Here is an 18,138-nt window from a genome sequence, read left to right as displayed (position 1 = left end):
CTACTTCAAAGAAAAACGCCTGCTAAATTAGCAGGCGTTTATAATTAAGCGACTTGGTTAAACAAGCTCGCCTTGAAGCCAAGGCCAACCTTGCTTCTTACGGCTCAATGTATTTTCCATCATCAATACACCGTCTTTCTCGAATTTAACCAGCTTATCAGCCCACTCACCTTTGTATAGAAGACGAGTTTGAGCTGTAGTGATATCTGTCAGCATTACCGCAGCAAACGCTAGACCATCTTTCTCACAACGTGCTTCAAGATCAGCTTCTAGCGCTTCGATCATGCCGTCTACTTGCTCAAGAGTCGCAAGCTCAACTTGACCAACAACAACATCGCGACCGTTGAATGGGTAGCCTTTAAGGTCTTTTTCTACTAGCTGTGCAGCAGATAGGCCTTCGATGTTTGTTTTAGCAATTAGAAGTGCTTTGATGAAAGCATCAACGTCTGTTACGCCAGCGATTTCAGCAAGTTCAGCAACAGCGTCTTTGTCTTTTTGAGTACATGTTGGAGAAGCAAAACCAACTGTGTCTGAAAGAATTGCAGACATCATCAGTTTAGCGATCTGTTGAGATATAGCGTGACCTTCAATCTTAAACATGTTGAAAAGCACAGTGTTTGTACAACCAACAGGCCAGATCCAAGCTTCCATAGGGTTAACTGTCATCACGTCACCTAGACGGTGGTGATCGACAATGCCTACGATCTCTGCTTCAGCAACATCGTCTGGTGCTTGTGCTAGATCTGAGTAGTCTACTAGCCAGATTTTCTCACCAGCAACAGAAGTACGAAGCTCTGGCTTTTCAGCACCAGCGACTTCAAGAATGTGTTGAGTTTCGCGGTTGATCTCGCCTTGGCGAATTGGTGTCGCTTCCTCGCCACGAGCTTTAAGAAGCTCCGTTGCAACTAACGCACTACAAATACTGTCACTATCAGGGTTTTTGTGACCAACAACTAAAATCATGTTTCTTCCTATTACACTAACAATTATGACTCTACCTTTAGAGCCTCTCTTTATTAGCCATACTTTACCTCATTTTTTTAGATTGGTCATGTTTCCTAGGTTTAGCCAATGGTAACAATAGATAAAAAAACAACAAATGCAATTGATAATTATTATCATTCGTATATATTTATCTCAAGCCACTAATTTTGAGTAACACCTATGGATCGACTAATCTCTTTTTTGCCAAGCAGTAGCGCCGCGAAAACAACTCAGTTTTCATTGTCTTTTAAGCGCTTGCTATTGCCGATTTCACTTGCAGCATTGGTTGCAGCCCCTGCTACACGAGAGCTGACGGTAACGACCTTGTCAGACGCATTCTGGGCGGTGTCTTGTTATGTCGCTTTAACGTTAGCCATTTACCACTGGTTAAGCTTGTACATCAACAAAGACAACGTCTTCAATAAGCTCGTGCATCAGTCTCGGTCTAACCAAGTGGTGTTTGCTGCGCTGATGGGGGCATTGCCCGGTTGTGGTGGTGCGATAGTCGTTACCACACAATTTATTTCCGGGAAGCTGGGATTTGGAGCCGTCGTTGCTGTACTGGTCTCCACCATGGGTGACGCAGCCTTCTTGTTGATTGCGAGCGAACCTAAAACAGGCTTAGCCATGATGGCAATGGGCGTCATTGTCGGCACAGCATCAGGTCGCATCATCAACCTATTTCACGCTGATGACTTCTTACGTCCAAAACAGTCAGAGAAAAATGAAGCTGCGCGTAGCTGCTCATCACAATCTCAATCTCAAGAGGAAGACAAAGAAGCTGTTTCTAAAAAGGCGATTAACCTACAGGGCTACTTATGGTCTGTACTTATTATTCCCGGTGCTGCGGTAGCCCTACTTGGCTCTTTTCAAGTCGACGTAAACGAGTTGCTTGCGTTACCTGAAATGTCGATGGAATGGGCGGGAACAATTTTACTGATTAGCTCAATGTTTCTATGGGGCCTCACTCGGGAAATTGAAGATTACAAATCGGCCGTAAGTGAAGATGAAAAGTGTGTAGGCTCTCACCCATTGCAAAAGACCGCTCAAGATACAAACTTTGTTACCGCTTGGGTTGTGGTTGCCTTTCTTTTCTTCGAATTTGGCTCTGTGCTAGCAAATGTGGATTTTGCGACGCTATTCTCAAGTTGGGGGATCATGCTCCCCCTGGCGGGCGTGTTGATGGGTTTGCTACCTGGCTGTGGTCCACAATTATTGGTCACTAGCTTATACCTTTCAGGCGCACTGCCACTTTCGGCTCAGGTAGGTAACGCAATTTCAAATGATGGTGACGCACTATTTCCTGCGATTGCGATGGCACCGAAAGCAGCACTGGTCGCGACCTTATATTCAAGTGTCCCCGCACTAATCTGTGCTTATAGCTACTGGTTTATATTTGAGATCTAACTTGAGTAGAGTTAACTCCATAGGCTTCTGTAAGGTCGGTACTTTGTATCGGCCTTTTTTATTTCAACCTACAGTCTTACCATAGGTTTTATACATTCCCTTCCGGCTTCATTGCTTCTACCACCTCTCTCAAACAGCACGTTACAGCCTGTCTCAAAACGCCCTCTATTAGCCCTGTTACAATGCTTATTTAGAAACACCAACACAGACATCCAAAATACAAAAAACCCCTGTAAGAGTGCTTACAGGGGCCTTAATTCAAACTTTAATCTTAGCTTTTAAGCGATATGCTTAAGAAACTTCGATTGGACCACCGAATGAAGTTACTGGAGGCAGTTTGCCTTGGAACTTCTCGAAATCAACCAAACATGTGTTTGCTGAGGTCGCTTGAGCTAGCTCAGATGAACCGATGTCTTGAGTTAGTGTGTTTGGATCGCCGTATGTATCTAGCGCGCCCACTTTCTCGTTGATCGGACCGTACCAAGCACCTTCTTCGATACGAACAACACCAGGAGCATAGCTATCCATTAGAACAGCACCTGCTAGTAGTTGACCACGATCGTTGAATACACGGACTACATCGCCGTCTTTGATGCCTTTCTTCTTAGCATCCGTTGGGTTGATGTAGATTGGCTCACGGCCTTGTACCGCGTAAGTCGCACGCCACTCTTCAGATTCACACATCTGTGAGTGAAGACGCTTGTCTGGGTGACAAGATTGTAGCCAGTACGGGTGTTTGTCAGAACCTGGACCACCGTGTGAACGTTCAGATTTCTCGAACCACATTGGGTGTTCTTGACAGTGCTCGTAACCCATGTTGCCAACTGTACGGCTTGTGATTTCGATGAAACCAGAAGGTGTACCTAGTGCGTTGATCTCTGGATCTTCACGGAATGAAGCGTGACGAGTCCATGGCTTACCTTTACCGAAGTCTAGGAAACCTTTTTCCCAGAACTCAGCGAACTCAGGCATTTCAAAGCTGCCTTCGTTTGAAGCGCGACATTCGTCGTACAGAGATTTAACCCACTGCATTTCGTCCATACCACGCGTGTAATCGTCGTAACGACCCCAACGCTTAGTCAGGCTAGACATGATCTCGAAGTCAGTCTTAGACTGGAACAGAGGATCCACTAATTTGTGCATCGCGATCAAACCACGGCCAGAGTATGCGCCGTAACCATCGATATCGTTACGTTCCCACTGAGTACATGCTGGAAGCACGATGTCAGAGTGACGACAAGTTGCAGTCCAAGCGAAATCAACAGCCACTACAGTTTGTAGGCTCTTGAATGCTTTACGCATCTTGTTGCGATCTTGGTGGTGGTGCCACGGGTTGTTACCACTGAATACCATCATCTTGATGTCAGGCAGTGTCACTGTTGCGCCGTTTGCTTTGATCTTCTTGCCAGGCTCTAGCAGGCTATCTACCCAACGAGCAACAGGGATTACGCGGCTGTAACCGTTGTAATCAGTGTTAGTGTGCTTAGGCGATTGACCTTGGTCGATGTTCAGCGGGAATGAACCCGGAGCAGCGAAGCCAGTTGAAGATACACCGATACCAGAGTAGTGGTGACCGTAAGAGATACCACCGCCAGGTAGACCAATTTGGCCAACCATTGCTGCAATAACTGCACACATCCAGTAAGGCTGTTCACCGTGCTCCTGACGTTGGATACTCCAACCTACAAGAATCTGTGTACGACCGTTAACCAGCATCTTAGCGAAGTCACGGATAGAGTCCGCGCTTGCGCCGCAGATAGCTGAAGCCCATTCTGGTGTCTTCTCAACTTTGTCTTTCGTTTCACCTTGAACGTACTTGATGAAATCTTCAAAACCTAGACAGTAAGTTTCGATGAACTTCTTGTCGTATAGGCCTTCGTTGTAAAGAACGTGAGCAACACCAAGCATGAACGCCACATCTGTTTGCGGGTTGATGTACATTTGCTCGTTTTCTAGATAACGACCTGTTTTGTTTTTAACAGGGTCAACAGAAACAACGTTGATCTCTTTCTTAGCAACTTTTTCTTTCAGCTGTTCTAGGTATGCGAACGACTCGTGAGTCTCACATGTCCAACCTACTTGAAGGTTTTTAACTGGATCGTTACCCCAAAGAACAATGTTGTCACTGTTTTCTAGGATAAGTTCCCAAGATGTACCTTGTGCGTAAACTTCAGTAGAACCTAGCACGTAAGGCATGATCGTTTGACCAGCACCTGTTGAGTAGTCACCGATTTTCTTCACAGAGTAACCGTGAAGTGCCATTGCACGTTGCATGTGGTTAGTACAGCTGTGGAACTGACCTGTTTGTCTCCAACCAGTTTGACCTGTGTGAAGCGCCCATGGACCGTAATCTTTCTGTACGCGCTCTAGCTCGCGGTAAACAAGGTCTAGTGCCTCGTCCCAAGTCACACGAATAAAGCGGTTGTTACCACGCGTGTCTGCGCTGTACTTATGCTTCTTCAACCAATCTAGGCGAACCATTGGGTAACGCACACGTGATGGGCTGTAGATAATACCTTTAATACCTTTCAGCATCTCTGTTGGGTGCTGATCGATTTCTAGAGGTTTAATTTCTTGTACTTTACCCGCGTAAACGCGAGCTCGGAATGCACCCCAGTGAGAACCAGAGACTTTCCACACGCCGTCTGTTTCTGCAGCAGATGCTGAAGCCGACGCCAATAAGCTTGGACCGATAACCGATGCCGCACTTGTCGTCGCGACACCTTTCAGAAAACTTCTTCTTGTAATTGCCATTGTGTTACTCCAATTGACGTCTTATTAGTGATGGCCTTCAGAAAAATCTGATGAGTGCTTCTGTAGATACTTAAGAACAAGTGCTTCTGTATCTGTATCGAAGTTAACGAACGCAATCATACCATCTAGCATGCCTACCCAACCGTTAGCGCTGAAGTGAGCTTCGTCTGGCTGTGAGTGACACGTTGAACAGTTAGATTGGTACGCTTGACCAGCTGCGTTCCAGATTGGATCGAAGTTATCAACCATAGACTCTTTCTTCATCCAAAGTGCTAGGTTAACTTCTTCCCAAGGAAGGCCAGTTAGCTCATCTTCTTTCTTCTCACCAACAGTGATTACGTCACTTTGAGATACTTCTTTCGTCAAAATTGCAGTCGAGATGTTCATACCGAAGTCTTCTTGGATTACACGTCCGAAGCCTTTCGCTTTACGCCAACCGTCGATTTGAATCTTGATCATGTCGCCTTTTTCGTCGATCACAGCAACTTTACTTGCAGGGCTTAATAGACCCGCTTCAACTTCAGCTGTTTCATCTGTGTACATTGGTAGGTGACGAATAGAGATCACGTCTGAACCATTTGCGTAAGATGTGCTGCTTGCTACGTTTTCTAGCTCGCCAACAATACCGCTTGCTGATGCCATGTCTAATGGAAGGTTGTGAGCAATACCTTTGTGACAGTCAACACAGCTTTGATCACGCTCTGCCGCGTTCTTCATCTGGATACGCGCTGTTGGGCGCATGTTTTCGAAATCCATTGAATCGTAGTTGTGGCAGTTTTTACACTCTAGAGATTTGTTCGAAGAGAAACGATCCCATTCGTGTTTAGCCAGTTCGATACGACGAGCTTCGAATTTCTCAGGCGTATCTAAGTCACCAAACACTTGAGCGAATACTTCTTTAGATGCTTGCATCTTACGAGCGATTTTTGCTGTCCATTCATGTGGAACGTGACAGTCAGGACAAGTAGCACGTACACCAGAAGTGTTTTTCCAGTGAACCGTCTCTTGTAGTTCTACGTATACGTTGTCACGCATGGTGTGACAGCTTACACAGAACTCTTCTGTATTTGTGTGCTCTAGAGCTGTGTTAAAACCGCCCCAGAAAATAACACCGGCGATAAAGCCACCCATTGTTAGTACACCAAGACTGATGTGTACTGCTGGGCGAGTCATTGTGCGCCATAATTTAACTAAAAATGATTTCATGTTTAGCTCTCTTAAATATTGATTTTAAAAAATGTTGTTACTAGAGGGCATTACATGCCGCCGTGAGCACCAGGAGGTCCGAATACAAACACTTGCAGTGCCCAAACTAGGAAGCCGTAGCCGCCTACAAAAGCCACACTTAATATTGGGAAGAGAACCACCGCGATGAAGAGGAAAGACTTCCACTCCAACGAATGTTTTTCGCTAGTTTCAATTTTATTAACATCACTCATACATTTTGCCTATTTTGTATTTAGTAATTTCGAGTAACCCATTCTATGGGGCTAAAGTTCTTAAGTATCTAACGACAAATTTTAGACCATACCCAAAGTAGGGTTCAATCAAATCACCCGTTATAACCCTTGCTAATCAATACTTTTTTGAGCTCATCCAAACTTGTTTTTAGTTAAACAAAGTTATTAAAAAGTATTAACAAATGTGAAGAATTAAGTATATTTCACAAATGTTAAACTCCAACACTTACATAACTACATTGTAACCAATTTTAACGTTTTACCTACTAAGTAGTAGCTAAAAAAGCCTCAAACAACCAATATTTTGTGATTTGATTGTTAATTTATTGAGTGTTTTTTAAAGAAGCGGCTGAGAAGCTGAAATGCATCATTTGGCACTTTCAGATATGATGAGGACCTACTTAAAAGGAAGCATTATGCAAGACGTTATTGATATATCTTGGTGGCAGTTATTGTTCTTCAGCTCACTTCTCTTGCTACCTATTACCATCAACCACAAGTTAAAACTCGGCCTTGGAAAAGAGGCTTCTATCAGCATAATTCGTATGATTATTCAGCTGTTTCTGGTTGGAGTTTACCTAGAATATTTGTTCAACTTGAATAGTTTGTGGGTCAATTTGCTGTGGTTATTTGCAATGATTATCGTCGGCGCAAGCTCGATTGTTGAAAAATCTAGGCTTTCGAAACAACTGCTATTAGCACCGGTGGCGTTTAGTCTTGCTGTAACTTGTGTGCCAATCGTCTTATTTATTTGCTTCTTTATTATCAAGCCTACCCCACTCTTCAATGCGCAGTACTTAATCCCTATTGCGGGGATGCTGTTGGGTAATAGCTTAAGCAGCAACATAGTTGCATTGCAGAACCTGTTTGGTGCTTTTGAAACACAAAAATCAGAATATGAAGCGGCAATCGCGTTAGGCGCGTCTCCTAAGTACGCTGCTGCGCCTTTTGTACGTAATGCGATACAGAAAGCGATGTCTCCCATTATGGCCTCCATGGCAACCACCGGCTTAGTGACACTGCCGGGAATGATGACGGGGCAAATCTTAGGGGGTGCTTCGCCGATGATCGCGATTAAGTATCAACTAATGATCATGCTGGCGATTTTCGTGATGATGAGCTGCTCATTAGCACTTGCACTTCAGCTCTCATTGAAGGCATGTCTGACCAAAGAAGGACGAGTTCTCGCGCAAATACAGCCTTCGAAATAGCCTTCCTAATCCACTTAGATCTGGTTACTCACTGAATTTGAGACAGGTTATCCACAGAAACTGTGGATAACCAAATCAATATAGATCCTTTTTTGTCCATTTAAACCCAAGGAATGATCATTACCTGTGATCTTTGGGTGATTTCAAAGACATATAAACACATGATGTTGAGCGTTTAGATGATTATTAGAGAGATGACGGAGTAGGTTTTCCACAAATAAGAAACGGCCTGCAATGCAGACCGTCTTGTAAATGTCATAAGTCAGTTCAGTGTTTTCACTGGGCTTTAACTCATCTCGTCAACTGAGTTAATCACACCACCTCTGTCGGTAGCACAACCTTTATTAGTCACGTAGGTAGATCAACCAGTACCACATGCCAACAAAGATACCGCCGCCAATAATGTTACCGATGGTAACGGGCAGCAAGTTGTTCATCAGAAAGTCCATCATGTTCAGATCAACATAGTCCGCTGGATTAGCGCCTGTCATTGTCCAAAATTCAGCTGGAGCAAATGTTTTGATGCCGATAGCTAAAGGCACTTGGAACATGTTCGCAATACAGTGCTCAAAACCCGCTGATACGAACATCGCAACAGGTAGAATCATTACCACAATTTTGTCAGTCAGTGTACGTCCACTAAACGTCATCCATACTGCAATACAAACCAATACATTACACATGATGCCTAATGCGATAGCTTGGATAAAATCGTGGTGCATCTTATGTTGGGAGATCGCCATTGCATTCAAACCCACTTGGCCGTGGTCGAACATGTACTGTTTGGTCAGTAACATACAAGCCACCAGCAGCAACGCGCCGATCAAGTTACCTACATAAACTGTCGCCCAGTTCTTAACCAGGGTGCGCCAAGTGATCTTGCCACTTGCGCGTGCCACCAAAGTTAATACCGAACTTGTAAACAGCTCGCCGCCAGTAACCACCACAAGGATCAAGCCTAAGCTAAATGCCAAGCCACCGAGTAAGCGAGTAATGCCCCACGGTAAATCACCAGCACCGGTCGTCACGATGGTGTAAAACACAAACGCAATGCCGATATGTATGCCCGCTGAAATCGCGAGAAGAAAGGATTTGATTGGATCTTTGGTTGCTTTACCTACGCCAATATCTGCAGCGCGCTCAGCCATTTGTGGCGGTAATAATGAGTCAAATTGGTTTAGATTCATGATGATTTACATTTTGAAACATGTCGTCGGGAGCGCGATAATCCTCTCTTTCATTTCTGAATTCAAGAGCTATTTTAAGCTAAAAATACCTATCACAGCCTTGTTGAAAGCAAATAGTCCGAGTCATTCTAAATTCATAAGACTTTAGTAGTAAAAATAAAACCCCGCTGAATGATTAGTTATCAGTTTAGAAAACAACACACCCATAAATATCAACAAGTTACGTTAAAACCAAAAGAATAACGTACACTATAACGGCTAACTGAGCGCTTTTATTTCTAGATTTTGACATAGATCAACAGAACGTAAAAAAGCGCCCTTAGGCGCTTTTAACTCAATCACAAATAAAGAAATTAGTGATGCTAAACCGAAGGTTCAATCACTTCTTCTGATGATTGATCTAAAGCCGCATCTTCGAGGTTAGATTCAACGTTAGTTGGCGTAAGGTCGGAATCGCTTTCATTCGCTACCTTACCACCTAAGCTTTTCAAGCTATCCACCAACTCTTCCAAGCTTTTTATATGAGCATCACTCTTAGTCACCTGCTCATCCAATAGCTGATTGTGTTTGGTCGCTTCAGACAATTGCTGTGCTTGTTGCTGGTTTTCACTTTCAAGCTTAGCTAATTGCTCAGTCAACGTTTCGATCTCTGACTTTAATAAAGAGGTCATGTCTGAGCTTTTTAACGCTTTGACACTCTCTACAATCTTTTGAGATTGAATACGCAGCACAACGTCACGGTAATCTTCATCATTCACCACTTGTGAAATGCTCAGCAACTGGTTCTCAGCGTTCAATACCGACTGCTCAAACTTGTCCCCTTTCACGCTCGCCAGCACTTTCACTTCATGAGCGACGCTGCGCACGTGGTTCAATTCAAACTCGGCCGCTTGAACCGCACCTTGAATGATCGACTTTTCACGTGGGCTTGCTTTCACTTGGTTTTCTGCCAGCGCGATTTGAGCAGCGGCCTTAGCAAACGTTAATGGAACAACGTCATCAAAGTCTTCATCTTCTAAGAACTCTAATTCATCCTTCAAAGGCTCAATGTATTTCTTGTGTGCCACTTTCACTTCTAGCAAACGAGCGTTATTGAGGAATTCAACTTGAGCTTCTTGTGCATCTTCCAGTTCGTCGACTAACACGTACTCGAATAGCTCGCTGTATTCTGAATACAACCTTTTATAGCTCGACGTAAACATGGTGTCTGCGCCAAGAAACTTAAGGTAATCCATTTGTACAATCGAATCGGCTAATACTCGGTCAGCCTTTTTCTTAAGCGCTAAAATCGAATCATAGTTCGATTTGATCAAGGCGATTTTTTCATCAAAAGCTTCAGCATAAGTGAGGCTGGAAAAAATCGAGTAGCTCTTAGTCAGGCGAGATTCGTCTTTCAGTAAGTCCGCATAAATGCTTTCAGCATCGTCCCATGCGTCTAACAATTCATTGTAATTCTCTGGTGCATAGAGAGACAATTGAGCATGGTCTTCAAGCTTAACTTCCCATTCGGAGTAAACGCTTTGGACAGACTGGAAAGAACGGACCTCTACGGTTGATTCATTGTTGTTCGTGGTTTGGTTCGCGTCTGTCTGCTCTGAGGGTGTGCTTTGACAACCTGAGATAGCAAATAGCATACTAATAACTAATGCTACTTTGTTCGCTCTCACTGATGCATTTCCTTTTTTATTCAATATTAGCTGAATGCAATATATTTCTAGTCCCACAATATATTACAACCACTTAGCAATAAACATCATTCGCAATTTAAGTGGCTGCAAATCACCCAATCTAACCAAAATAAACCCATCATACGTCGATTAATCATTCAATTTGGTATCACTTATCAATTCTATTTATTTGCTATTGCCTGAGTTGTGAATGCGCACTAAGGTGAAAGTAGAGAACGTTATGAATATATAGGTTAATTATGAAGTACAACGCTGAACATATTGCTGATTTAAACCTCCTTCTTCAATTTGATGTAAGTAGCGCAGCTACGGGCATTAAAGTTCATCAAGAGGCTGCTCAAGAAACTCAAGACGCTGTTAAGCGCCTATTCGAAAAGAACCTTTGTACTCAGCCAGACGGCGGTTACCTAACAGATGAAGGTATCGAAATGGCAGAGCGCGCAGACAAACTACTTCGCGTACTTAAATAAAGCTTCATTGTTCTAGTAAAAACTCCACTCGCTTCGGCCGTGGAGTTTTTTCATTTTTGGCCAAAGGTTTGTTAGGCTTATTGTAAATTCGTCCTTTGCAGTTGGGAGGTACAGATGGCTTCTATATTTATTGTCGGTGCAGGATGGGTAGGCGCGCCTTTATCTGAGCATCTAGAGAGACATGGTAACCGAGTGGTCGTCACCAAGACGACCCAAGCGGGTGCAAACACTATCGGTAATGAGCGTATTCCCTGTGAGGTATTCAGCTTTAACGCATCACAGGCTGACCAAACTATCGGACAACTCTATTCGCTATTACTCGAAAACAATGCCGAGATTGTAATAGGCAGTTTCCCACCAGGTTTTCGAAAAGGTGCAGGTCAAGAGTATGCCGATTACTGGCAGCAACTAACGAGTGCTTGTCAGAAGGCGAACGTTAAGAAGCTCATTATGGTTAGCTCAACCACGGTTTATCCGACTAAACCCGGTGTATTAAATGAGCAAGACGCCTCACTTCTCCTCTCCACCTCAGATAAAGAGCACGCATCTTCATTTTCTGATAATGCACGCGTCATGCTACAAGCTGAACAATTGGTGATAGATTCAGGTATCGATTACACCATTCTTCGTTTTAGTGGCTTGATTGGCCCAAGTCGCCACCCATCAAGGTTTGCAAGTAAACTGAAGCAAGTGAGCACTCAAGCTCCGGCCAACATGCTTCATCTTGATGATGCCATTGGCGCAGTCGACTTCGCTATCAACCAACTACATAATGAAGTGGTTAATGTTACTACCCCAAACACCGTGAGCAAGGCGGAGTTTTATGCCGCGGCACTGAAAAGCGCGAATAGCAGCGAGCCTCTGCCACCAGTTGTTGATACACCAGACAAGTTGATCTCGTCGAAAAAGATTCTCGACTTAGGTTATTCGTTTAAATTCGAATCTACATTGGACGCACTGCATGACTGAACAATCTATAGCTAAGAAAGAGCCCAATATTAAGCTGCACCGCGCGATCGACACCCTTTGGAACTTCATGTCTATGGGTCACAAGGTTGAACCCTCAGACTGTATTTTTGTGTTGTGTAGCAACGATACTCGTGTTGCTGAATACGCAGCCGAGCTCTACCACCAAAAGATTGCGCCATACATCGTTTTTTCTGGTGGTGTTGGGCGCTTTACCGAAGGCAGCTTTGAACGCTCAGAAGCGGAAACCTTCGCTGCTATTGCCCGCGACTGTGGTGTGCCAGATTCAGACATTATCATAGAGAAATACGCAACCAATACTGGAGAGAACGTCCGCTTCACACACGAGTTACTCACGGAGCGAGGGTTATCTCCGCAAAGGTTGACCTTAGTGCAGAAGCCTTTTATGGAGAAACGTACTTACGCGACCTTCAGTAAACAGTGGCCTGAAGCGGCGACAGAAATCACCGTGACGTCTAAATGGCAAGATTGGGTCGATTACTTTAATGAAGAGTTGCCATTGGATATGGTTTTAGGTGCGTTAGTGGCCGATTTTGAGCGTATCAAGTCCTACCCTGCTCAAGGCTTCCAGATCGAAATGCCGATTTCAGAGGAAGTGGATCACGCCTATTCAACGATTAAGAAGCTCGGTTTCGAATAAATAGCGATGAATGATAAGAAAACAAAAACGGTGGCACTTGGCCACCGTTTCTTATTCTATTGCTTTGCATTCCAGCTATTGCCGAAGTATTAAGAAGCCTTTATTTACCAAGCGCTTCTTTATAGTGTAAGCGACAAACAGACACATATTTGTCGTTACCACCAATGGCAACTTGGTCACCTTCAGCAATCGCAACACCGTGCTCGTCAGTGCGAATCACCATGTTCGCTTTACGACCGCAATGACAAATCGTTTTAAGTTCTACAAGTTTGTCTGCCCAAGACAACAAGTAACGGCTGCCTTCAAACAGTTCACCCAAGAAGTCAGTACGTAAACCGTAACACAGTACAGGGATATGCAGCTTATCCACTACTTCTGTTAGTTGGTAAACTTGCTCTTTCGATAAGAACTGACACTCATCAATCAAAACACAATGACGCTTCTCTTCGTCGTTTAGCTTTTTGATCGCATCAAACATGTTGGTGTCATTTTTAAATAGTTGCGCTTCAGATTGCAGACCAATTCGAGAGCTTACTTTACCGATACCATAGCGATCATCCAATGCAGCCGTGAAGATCACTGGCGTCATACCGCGTTCTTGGTAGTTGAAAGACGATTGAAGAAGCGTTGTTGATTTACCCGCATTCATTGCCGAGTAGTAAAAATACATCTGAGCCACAGAAATATTCCTGTTAAATAAAATTGAATATGAAAAGGTGAAATTAGAGAATTTTTGCTAGAAAAAAGGGCTGAAAATCAGCCCTTTTTATAAGATTTACTTACGACGCCAAGTCGTGCCTTCTGGGCCATCTTCTAGAACGATGCCCAACTCGTTGAGCTTGTCACGTGCAAGGTCGGCATTTGCCCAATCCTTAGAAGCACGAGAGTCGTTACGCAGTTTGATCAACGCTTCGATTTCAGCCACTTCGTCATCGTTACCAGCCGCATCACCTTGTAGGAAGGCTTCTGGTTCTTGGTGAAGAATACCGATGATGTCTGCTAGTTCACGCATCAATGCACCAAGTCCGCTTGCTTTTTCAATGCTCTCTGGCTTGATACGGTTGATTTCACGCGCCATTTCAAACAGCACTGAGTAAGCTTCAGGCGTATTGAAGTCGTCATTCATCGCAGTAGAGAAGCGAGTTACGTACTCTTCGCCACCAGCAGGAGCTGCGGTAAGGTCTAGGCCACGAAGTGACGTGTATAGACGCTCTAGTGATGCGCGAGCTTGGTTTAAGTTGTCTTCACTGTAGTTCAGTTGACTACGGTAGTGACCAGACATTAGGAAGTAGCGCACTGTTTCAGCATCGTAGTGTGCTAGCACATCACGGATAGTGAAGAAGTTACCTAGTGACTTAGACATTTTTTCTCTGTCTACCATCACCATGCCACTGTGCATCCATGTGTTTACATAGTCAGTGCCATGTGCACAGCAAGATTGCGCGATTTCGTTCTCATGGTGTGGGAATTGTAGATCTGAGCCGCCACCGTGGATATCGAAGTGGTTACCTAGAATAGACGAGTTCATTGCTGAACATTCAATGTGCCAGCCTGGACGACCTGGGCCCCATGGAGATTCCCATGTTGGTTCACCTGGCTTAGACATCTTCCAAACTACGAAATCTAGTGGGCTACGTTTTGCAGAGTCTACGTCAACACGAGCGCCAGCTTGAAGCTGGTCAAGGTCTTGCTTAGAAAGCTTACCGTATTCTTTGAACTTCTTAACTTCGAACATTACGTCGCCGTTACTTGCAACATATGCATAGCCGCGTTCAATCAGCTTTTCAACAAGTTCGATGATTTCAGTGATGAATTCCGTTGCACGAGGTTCAACGTCTGGACGCTTCATGTTCAATGCATCGAAATCAGCGTGCATTTCGCCGATTAGACGCTCAGTCAGAGAGTCACAAGACTCGCCGTTTTCGTTAGCACGCTTGATGATTTTGTCATCGATATCTGTGATGTTACGAACGAAGTTCAAATCGTAACCAAGGTAACGAAGGTAGCGAGTTACTACGTCGAAAGAAACGAACGTACGACCATGACCGATGTGACAGAGATCGTATATGGTTACCCCACAGACATACATGCCGACTTTGCCAGCTGTAATTGGTTTGAATTCCTCTTTCTGTCTTGTGAGCGTGTTATATATCTTCAGCATGATCTCTATCTATTTTATGGATTAATCAAAAATAAGCTCGCAGTATAACAAGTCATACCTTAATAGGTAATCCCCAAAAGCACGAATTACTTTAAACATCTGAGTTAAGTGAATGATTTGATGATTTGAAAGTCTGCCAACATGCGCTAGAATTCGAACTTCATATTAAAAAGACAGTAAGGTAACAATCATGATCATCCTTCACACAAATTTTGGTGACATCAAAGTTCAACTAAACGAAGAAAAAGCACCAGAAACAAGCGCAAACTTCCTACAGTATTGCCGTGACGGTTTCTACGACAACACACTATTCCACCGTGTTATCGATGGTTTCATGATTCAAGGCGGCGGCATGACTTCTGGCCTTAAAGAAAAGGCAACTCGTGCAACTATCAAGAACGAAGCAAACAACGGTCTAGCGAACAAAGTTGGTACGCTAGCAATGGCTCGTACTATGGAACCGCATTCAGCTAGCTCTCAGTTCTTCATCAACGTGAACGACAACTCTTTCCTAAACTTCCGTAGCGAAAGCCTAGACGGTTGGGGCTACTGTGTATTCGCAGAAGTTGTTGAAGGCATGGACATCGTAAACAAGATCAAAGGTGTTAGCACTGGTTCTATGGGTATGCACCAAGATGTACCTCTAGAAGAAGTGATCATCACTGGTACTACAATCGAAGCTTAATTACTTGCTTTCGGTTAGGGCGTATTGACCTTTTGAGCTGATTTTTGCAGCGAGTTGCTGGGGATTTATACAAGGCAGAGGCTTTGATGTGTAGCTAGCCTACATAAGAAGCCGATAACGCAGTAGAAATAACCAGCAAACGCTGCCCAAAGGGTTCGGTTAAAAGCGTTTTACTCTTTGTTGAGGGAAATTTGCTTAGAATGACTAGGCTTCCTATCCCTCGCCTCGATTAAAACGTTTTTATCTCGAACAAAATTTAACCGCCAAAGGTCAACACGCCCTAGTATTAATAATTGATGAGCCGATAAAATCAGGATATAGGGAGCGAATCGCTCCCTTTTTTTAGACCTATGAAAACATATTTTATATCAGATCTTCACCTTGCTCCGTCACGACAAGACATCACTGATTGCTTCCTAACCTTCATGAAGAATGAAGCAGTAGAAGCGGATGCACTCTACGTATTGGGTGACCTTTTCGAATTCTGGATTGGTGACGACGACAAAAGTGAGTTCGCGACTTCTATTCGCCAAGCATTTATTGATTTGGTGAAAACAGGCGTACCTTGCTACTTCACTCAAGGTAACCGTGATTTCCTTGTCGGCAAAAAATTTGCCAAGCAAACCGGCGTGAAACTGCTAGACGAAGTATCGACTATCGATATCTACGGGCAAAAAGCGGTTGTGTTGCATGGTGATACCCTATGCACCGAAGATGTAAAATACCTCGCTTTCCGCGAAAAAGTGCATCAACCGTGGCTGCAATGGGTCTTCAACAGAATTCCATTTTTCATCAAGAAGAAGATCGTCTCGAAGGTTCAATCTGATATCAAAGATGACAAGCAAACTAAGTCTCTCGATATCATGGATGTGACACAACAAGAAGTCGAAGATGTGATGGAACGAAACAACGTTGATCTAATGATCCACGGCCATACTCATCGTCCTGACATTCACACTTTTAATGCTAACAATTGCACTAAAACCCGTATCGTACTTGGCGATTGGTATACGCAAGGCTCAGTGCTGGTGTTCACTCCGCAAAGTTTTGAACTACAGAATCGAGAGTTTAGCAATAGCTTTCAACATCAGTCTTAAACTTTCACTTTGATTATTATTGTCGGTCAGACTTTCTTAGATTGTGTATGGTAATTTCCACTGAATTAGCTATTATCTCTCTATCAGAAATAAACCGAACACAGTACCAAGTTGAAATATTCATACGTAGCGCGTCAACCAATACTCGATACAGATAAGAAAACCATAGGTTACGAGTTGCTATTCAGGGATGGTCCTAAGAACACTTTCCCTGAAGTAGAACCGGAGCTCGCTACTAGCCGTTTGCTTTCAGACCACTTTTTATCAACTCACTATAATACGCTGGGTGATAAGTTGGGGTTCGTGAACTTTCCTTATGCAAGCCTGATTAACTTGGTCCCTACCCTATTTCCAAAAGAGAGCCTCGTAGTCGAGGTTCTTGAAGACTGCGAACCAACAGACGAGCTACTTGAAGCCATTAAAGCTATCTACGATGCGGGTTATACCATCGCATTGGATGACTTTGTGCCAAGCAAAGCGTGGAAGCGTTTCTTGCCTTACGTCTCTATTATCAAATTTGATATCCGTTTGATCTCTATTGCAAAAGCTTCGATGTTCATGAACTCTCTCAAAGGGTTAGATATCAAGTTCCTTGCAGAAAAGGTGGAGACTTACGACGAGTATCAAGAAGCGAACCAAGCTGGCTTCTCCTACTTCCAAGGCTACTTCTTTAGTAAGCCAGAAATGATTCAAACTCGTGCGCTCAACCCTGCTTTTTTGACCATTGTTCAACTGTTGAAAGAGATCGCTAACGATCCCATCGACTTTAGTGAAGTAGAACGTTTGATCACTCTTGATGTGACCTTGTCTTATAAGTTACTCGCTTACGTGAACTCGGCAGGCGGATCGGCAACGACCATTCGTTCATTCCGCCAAGCGCTTATTTACCTAGGCGAGCAAAAGCTGCGTAAGTTCGTTTCACTTGTAGCGATCGCATCGGCGAAAGAAGATAAGCCAGATTCACTCTACGGTTTAGCGGTATTACGCGCGCGTCAATGTGAGCTATTAGTCGAGAAGATGAATGTGAAAGTTGAGCCCGGACAAGCCTTTTTGACGGGTATGTTCTCGCTACTGGATTCACTGTTTGACCAACCGTTGAAGCAAGTATTGGACTCAGTGCCAATCGACGACGAGATAAAACAGGCCCTTATCCAACGCAAGGGCGTGTTAGGTGCAATTTTGGCTATGGTTATTGCTTATGAGCAAGCTCGATGGGATGAAGCAACGCGCATTCGTAAGCTTCTCAAGCTCAGCGAGGCGCAACTAGGCCAAGCTTACGATGAAGCAACAACTTGGGCACAAGAGCTGCTGTCACCAGCATTGAGATAATTCACTTCTCATAACCGCTTCAATAGAAACTAAGCTTTGGTGAGCGATCGTTTCTTGGTAAACTCCAACGCATTCATT

At 43.9% G+C, this 18,138-nt stretch carries 16 protein-coding genes; 8 read left to right on the top strand and 8 right to left on the bottom strand.

Features of this window, described 5'->3' with window-relative positions; translation table 11 throughout:
• Positions 1–57: 57 nt before the first annotated feature.
• Positions 58–963: a manganese-dependent inorganic pyrophosphatase gene (locus OQJ75_RS09060; RefSeq protein ID WP_017104082.1), complete on the bottom strand. Its 906-nt coding sequence runs from the start codon at positions 961–963 to the stop codon at positions 58–60.
• A 201-nt stretch (positions 964–1,164) separates the two neighbouring features.
• Here OQJ75_RS09060 and OQJ75_RS09055 point away from each other — a divergent pair, with 201 nt between their 5' ends.
• Positions 1,165–2,391 carry a putative manganese transporter gene (locus tag OQJ75_RS09055; protein WP_265972662.1) on the top strand — a complete coding sequence of 409 codons (1,227 nt, stop codon included), beginning with the start codon at positions 1,165–1,167 and terminating at the stop codon, positions 2,389–2,391.
• 291 nt (positions 2,392–2,682) lie between these two features.
• Here OQJ75_RS09055 and torA read toward each other — a convergent pair whose 3' ends face one another.
• From torA to torE, 3 genes are read right to left on the bottom strand one after another with little or no spacing between them, the layout of a single operon-like run.
• Entirely contained in the window at positions 2,683–5,145 is a 2,463-nt protein-coding gene (torA, locus tag OQJ75_RS09050) for a trimethylamine-N-oxide reductase TorA (RefSeq protein ID WP_265972661.1), read from the bottom strand.
• A 24-nt stretch (positions 5,146–5,169) separates the two neighbouring features.
• Positions 5,170–6,351: a pentaheme c-type cytochrome TorC gene (torC, locus tag OQJ75_RS09045; protein ID WP_017060299.1), complete on the bottom strand. Its 1,182-nt coding sequence runs from the start codon at positions 6,349–6,351 to the stop codon at positions 5,170–5,172.
• A 50-nt stretch (positions 6,352–6,401) separates the two neighbouring features.
• Entirely contained in the window at positions 6,402–6,584 is a 183-nt protein-coding gene (gene torE, locus OQJ75_RS09040; protein ID WP_017060298.1) for a trimethylamine N-oxide reductase system protein TorE, read from the bottom strand.
• 437 nt (positions 6,585–7,021) lie between these two features.
• On the opposite strand from torE, the gene OQJ75_RS09035 reads away from it, so the two are divergent.
• On the top strand, positions 7,022–7,816 hold the full coding sequence (locus OQJ75_RS09035; RefSeq protein ID WP_265972659.1) for an ABC transporter permease: 795 nt from the start codon (positions 7,022–7,024) through the stop codon (positions 7,814–7,816).
• Between the two features lie 344 nt (positions 7,817–8,160).
• Here OQJ75_RS09035 and focA read toward each other — a convergent pair whose 3' ends face one another.
• Both focA and OQJ75_RS09025 read right to left on the bottom strand, forming a co-directional pair.
• A complete protein-coding gene (gene focA, locus OQJ75_RS09030; protein ID WP_265972657.1) occupies positions 8,161–9,003 on the bottom strand; it encodes a formate transporter FocA in 843 nt (280 codons plus the stop codon).
• A 362-nt stretch (positions 9,004–9,365) separates the two neighbouring features.
• The gene (locus OQJ75_RS09025; RefSeq protein ID WP_017630467.1) at positions 9,366–10,670 is read right to left on the bottom strand and encodes a hypothetical protein; all 1,305 of its coding nucleotides are present in this window, start codon (positions 10,668–10,670) and stop codon (positions 9,366–9,368) included.
• A gap of 260 nt (positions 10,671–10,930) precedes the next feature.
• On the opposite strand from OQJ75_RS09025, the gene OQJ75_RS09020 reads away from it, so the two are divergent.
• From OQJ75_RS09020 to OQJ75_RS09010, 3 genes are all read left to right on the top strand, one after another.
• Positions 10,931–11,161, top strand: coding sequence for a TIGR02647 family protein (locus OQJ75_RS09020; RefSeq protein ID WP_017630468.1), 231 nt, complete (start codon positions 10,931–10,933; stop codon positions 11,159–11,161).
• Between the two features lie 114 nt (positions 11,162–11,275).
• Positions 11,276–12,130, top strand: a complete 855-nt coding sequence (locus OQJ75_RS09015) for an NAD(P)H-binding protein (RefSeq protein WP_265972654.1) — start codon at positions 11,276–11,278, stop codon at positions 12,128–12,130.
• Complete coding sequence (locus tag OQJ75_RS09010) at positions 12,123–12,788, top strand: YdcF family protein (protein WP_265972653.1); 666 nt, start codon at positions 12,123–12,125, stop codon at positions 12,786–12,788. The genes OQJ75_RS09015 and OQJ75_RS09010 overlap by 8 nt, the downstream gene beginning before the upstream one ends.
• Positions 12,789–12,888: 100 nt before the next feature.
• On the opposite strand, the gene OQJ75_RS09005 is transcribed toward OQJ75_RS09010, so the two are convergent.
• Positions 12,889–13,467, bottom strand: a complete 579-nt coding sequence (locus OQJ75_RS09005; RefSeq protein ID WP_048658319.1) for a thymidine kinase — start codon at positions 13,465–13,467, stop codon at positions 12,889–12,891.
• 96 nt (positions 13,468–13,563) lie between these two features.
• Positions 13,564–14,949 (bottom strand): cysteine--tRNA ligase, encoded by a 1,386-nt coding sequence (gene cysS / locus OQJ75_RS09000; protein ID WP_265972651.1) that lies wholly within the window; start codon positions 14,947–14,949, stop codon positions 13,564–13,566.
• A 190-nt stretch (positions 14,950–15,139) separates the two neighbouring features.
• Between cysS and OQJ75_RS08995 the strand changes: the two genes are divergently transcribed.
• From OQJ75_RS08995 to OQJ75_RS08985, 3 genes are all read left to right on the top strand, one after another.
• The gene (locus tag OQJ75_RS08995; protein WP_017060275.1) at positions 15,140–15,634 is read left to right on the top strand and encodes a peptidylprolyl isomerase; all 495 of its coding nucleotides are present in this window, start codon (positions 15,140–15,142) and stop codon (positions 15,632–15,634) included.
• Between the two features lie 350 nt (positions 15,635–15,984).
• The gene (lpxH, locus tag OQJ75_RS08990) at positions 15,985–16,731 is read left to right on the top strand and encodes a UDP-2,3-diacylglucosamine diphosphatase (protein WP_122082428.1); all 747 of its coding nucleotides are present in this window, start codon (positions 15,985–15,987) and stop codon (positions 16,729–16,731) included.
• Between the two features lie 111 nt (positions 16,732–16,842).
• On the top strand, positions 16,843–18,060 hold the full coding sequence (locus OQJ75_RS08985; protein ID WP_265972647.1) for an EAL and HDOD domain-containing protein: 1,218 nt from the start codon (positions 16,843–16,845) through the stop codon (positions 18,058–18,060).
• The last annotated feature ends 78 nt before the right edge of the window (positions 18,061–18,138 follow it).

It is taken from the genome of Vibrio sp. 14G-20 (genome assembly GCF_026241515.1).
Taxonomy (GTDB): Bacteria; Pseudomonadota; Gammaproteobacteria; order Enterobacterales; family Vibrionaceae; genus Vibrio.
The sequence above is the reverse complement of the archived record's forward strand: the minus strand, read 5'-3'. Positions and strand labels throughout refer to the sequence as shown.

Excerpts from the sequence above, each read along its gene's own strand:
- OQJ75_RS09060 (WP_017104082.1), bottom strand. The coding sequence starts at position 963 with ATGATTTTAGTTGTTGGTCACAAAAACCCTGATAGTGACAGTATTTGT.
- OQJ75_RS09055 (WP_265972662.1), top strand. The coding sequence starts at position 1,165 with ATGGATCGACTAATCTCTTTTTTGCCAAGCAGTAGCGCCGCGAAAACA.
- torA (WP_265972661.1), bottom strand. The coding sequence starts at position 5,145 with ATGGCAATTACAAGAAGAAGTTTTCTGAAAGGTGTCGCGACGACAAGT.
- torC (WP_017060299.1), bottom strand. The coding sequence starts at position 6,351 with ATGAAATCATTTTTAGTTAAATTATGGCGCACAATGACTCGCCCAGCA.
- torE (WP_017060298.1), bottom strand. The coding sequence starts at position 6,584 with ATGAGTGATGTTAATAAAATTGAAACTAGCGAAAAACATTCGTTGGAG.
- OQJ75_RS09035 (WP_265972659.1), top strand. The coding sequence starts at position 7,022 with ATGCAAGACGTTATTGATATATCTTGGTGGCAGTTATTGTTCTTCAGC.
- focA (WP_265972657.1), bottom strand. The coding sequence starts at position 9,003 with ATGAATCTAAACCAATTTGACTCATTATTACCGCCACAAATGGCTGAG.
- OQJ75_RS09020 (WP_017630468.1), top strand. The coding sequence starts at position 10,931 with ATGAAGTACAACGCTGAACATATTGCTGATTTAAACCTCCTTCTTCAA.
- OQJ75_RS09015 (WP_265972654.1), top strand. The coding sequence starts at position 11,276 with ATGGCTTCTATATTTATTGTCGGTGCAGGATGGGTAGGCGCGCCTTTA.
- OQJ75_RS09010 (WP_265972653.1), top strand. The coding sequence starts at position 12,123 with ATGACTGAACAATCTATAGCTAAGAAAGAGCCCAATATTAAGCTGCAC.
- cysS (WP_265972651.1), bottom strand. The coding sequence starts at position 14,949 with ATGCTGAAGATATATAACACGCTCACAAGACAGAAAGAGGAATTCAAA.
- OQJ75_RS08995 (WP_017060275.1), top strand. The coding sequence starts at position 15,140 with ATGATCATCCTTCACACAAATTTTGGTGACATCAAAGTTCAACTAAAC.
- lpxH (WP_122082428.1), top strand. The coding sequence starts at position 15,985 with ATGAAAACATATTTTATATCAGATCTTCACCTTGCTCCGTCACGACAA.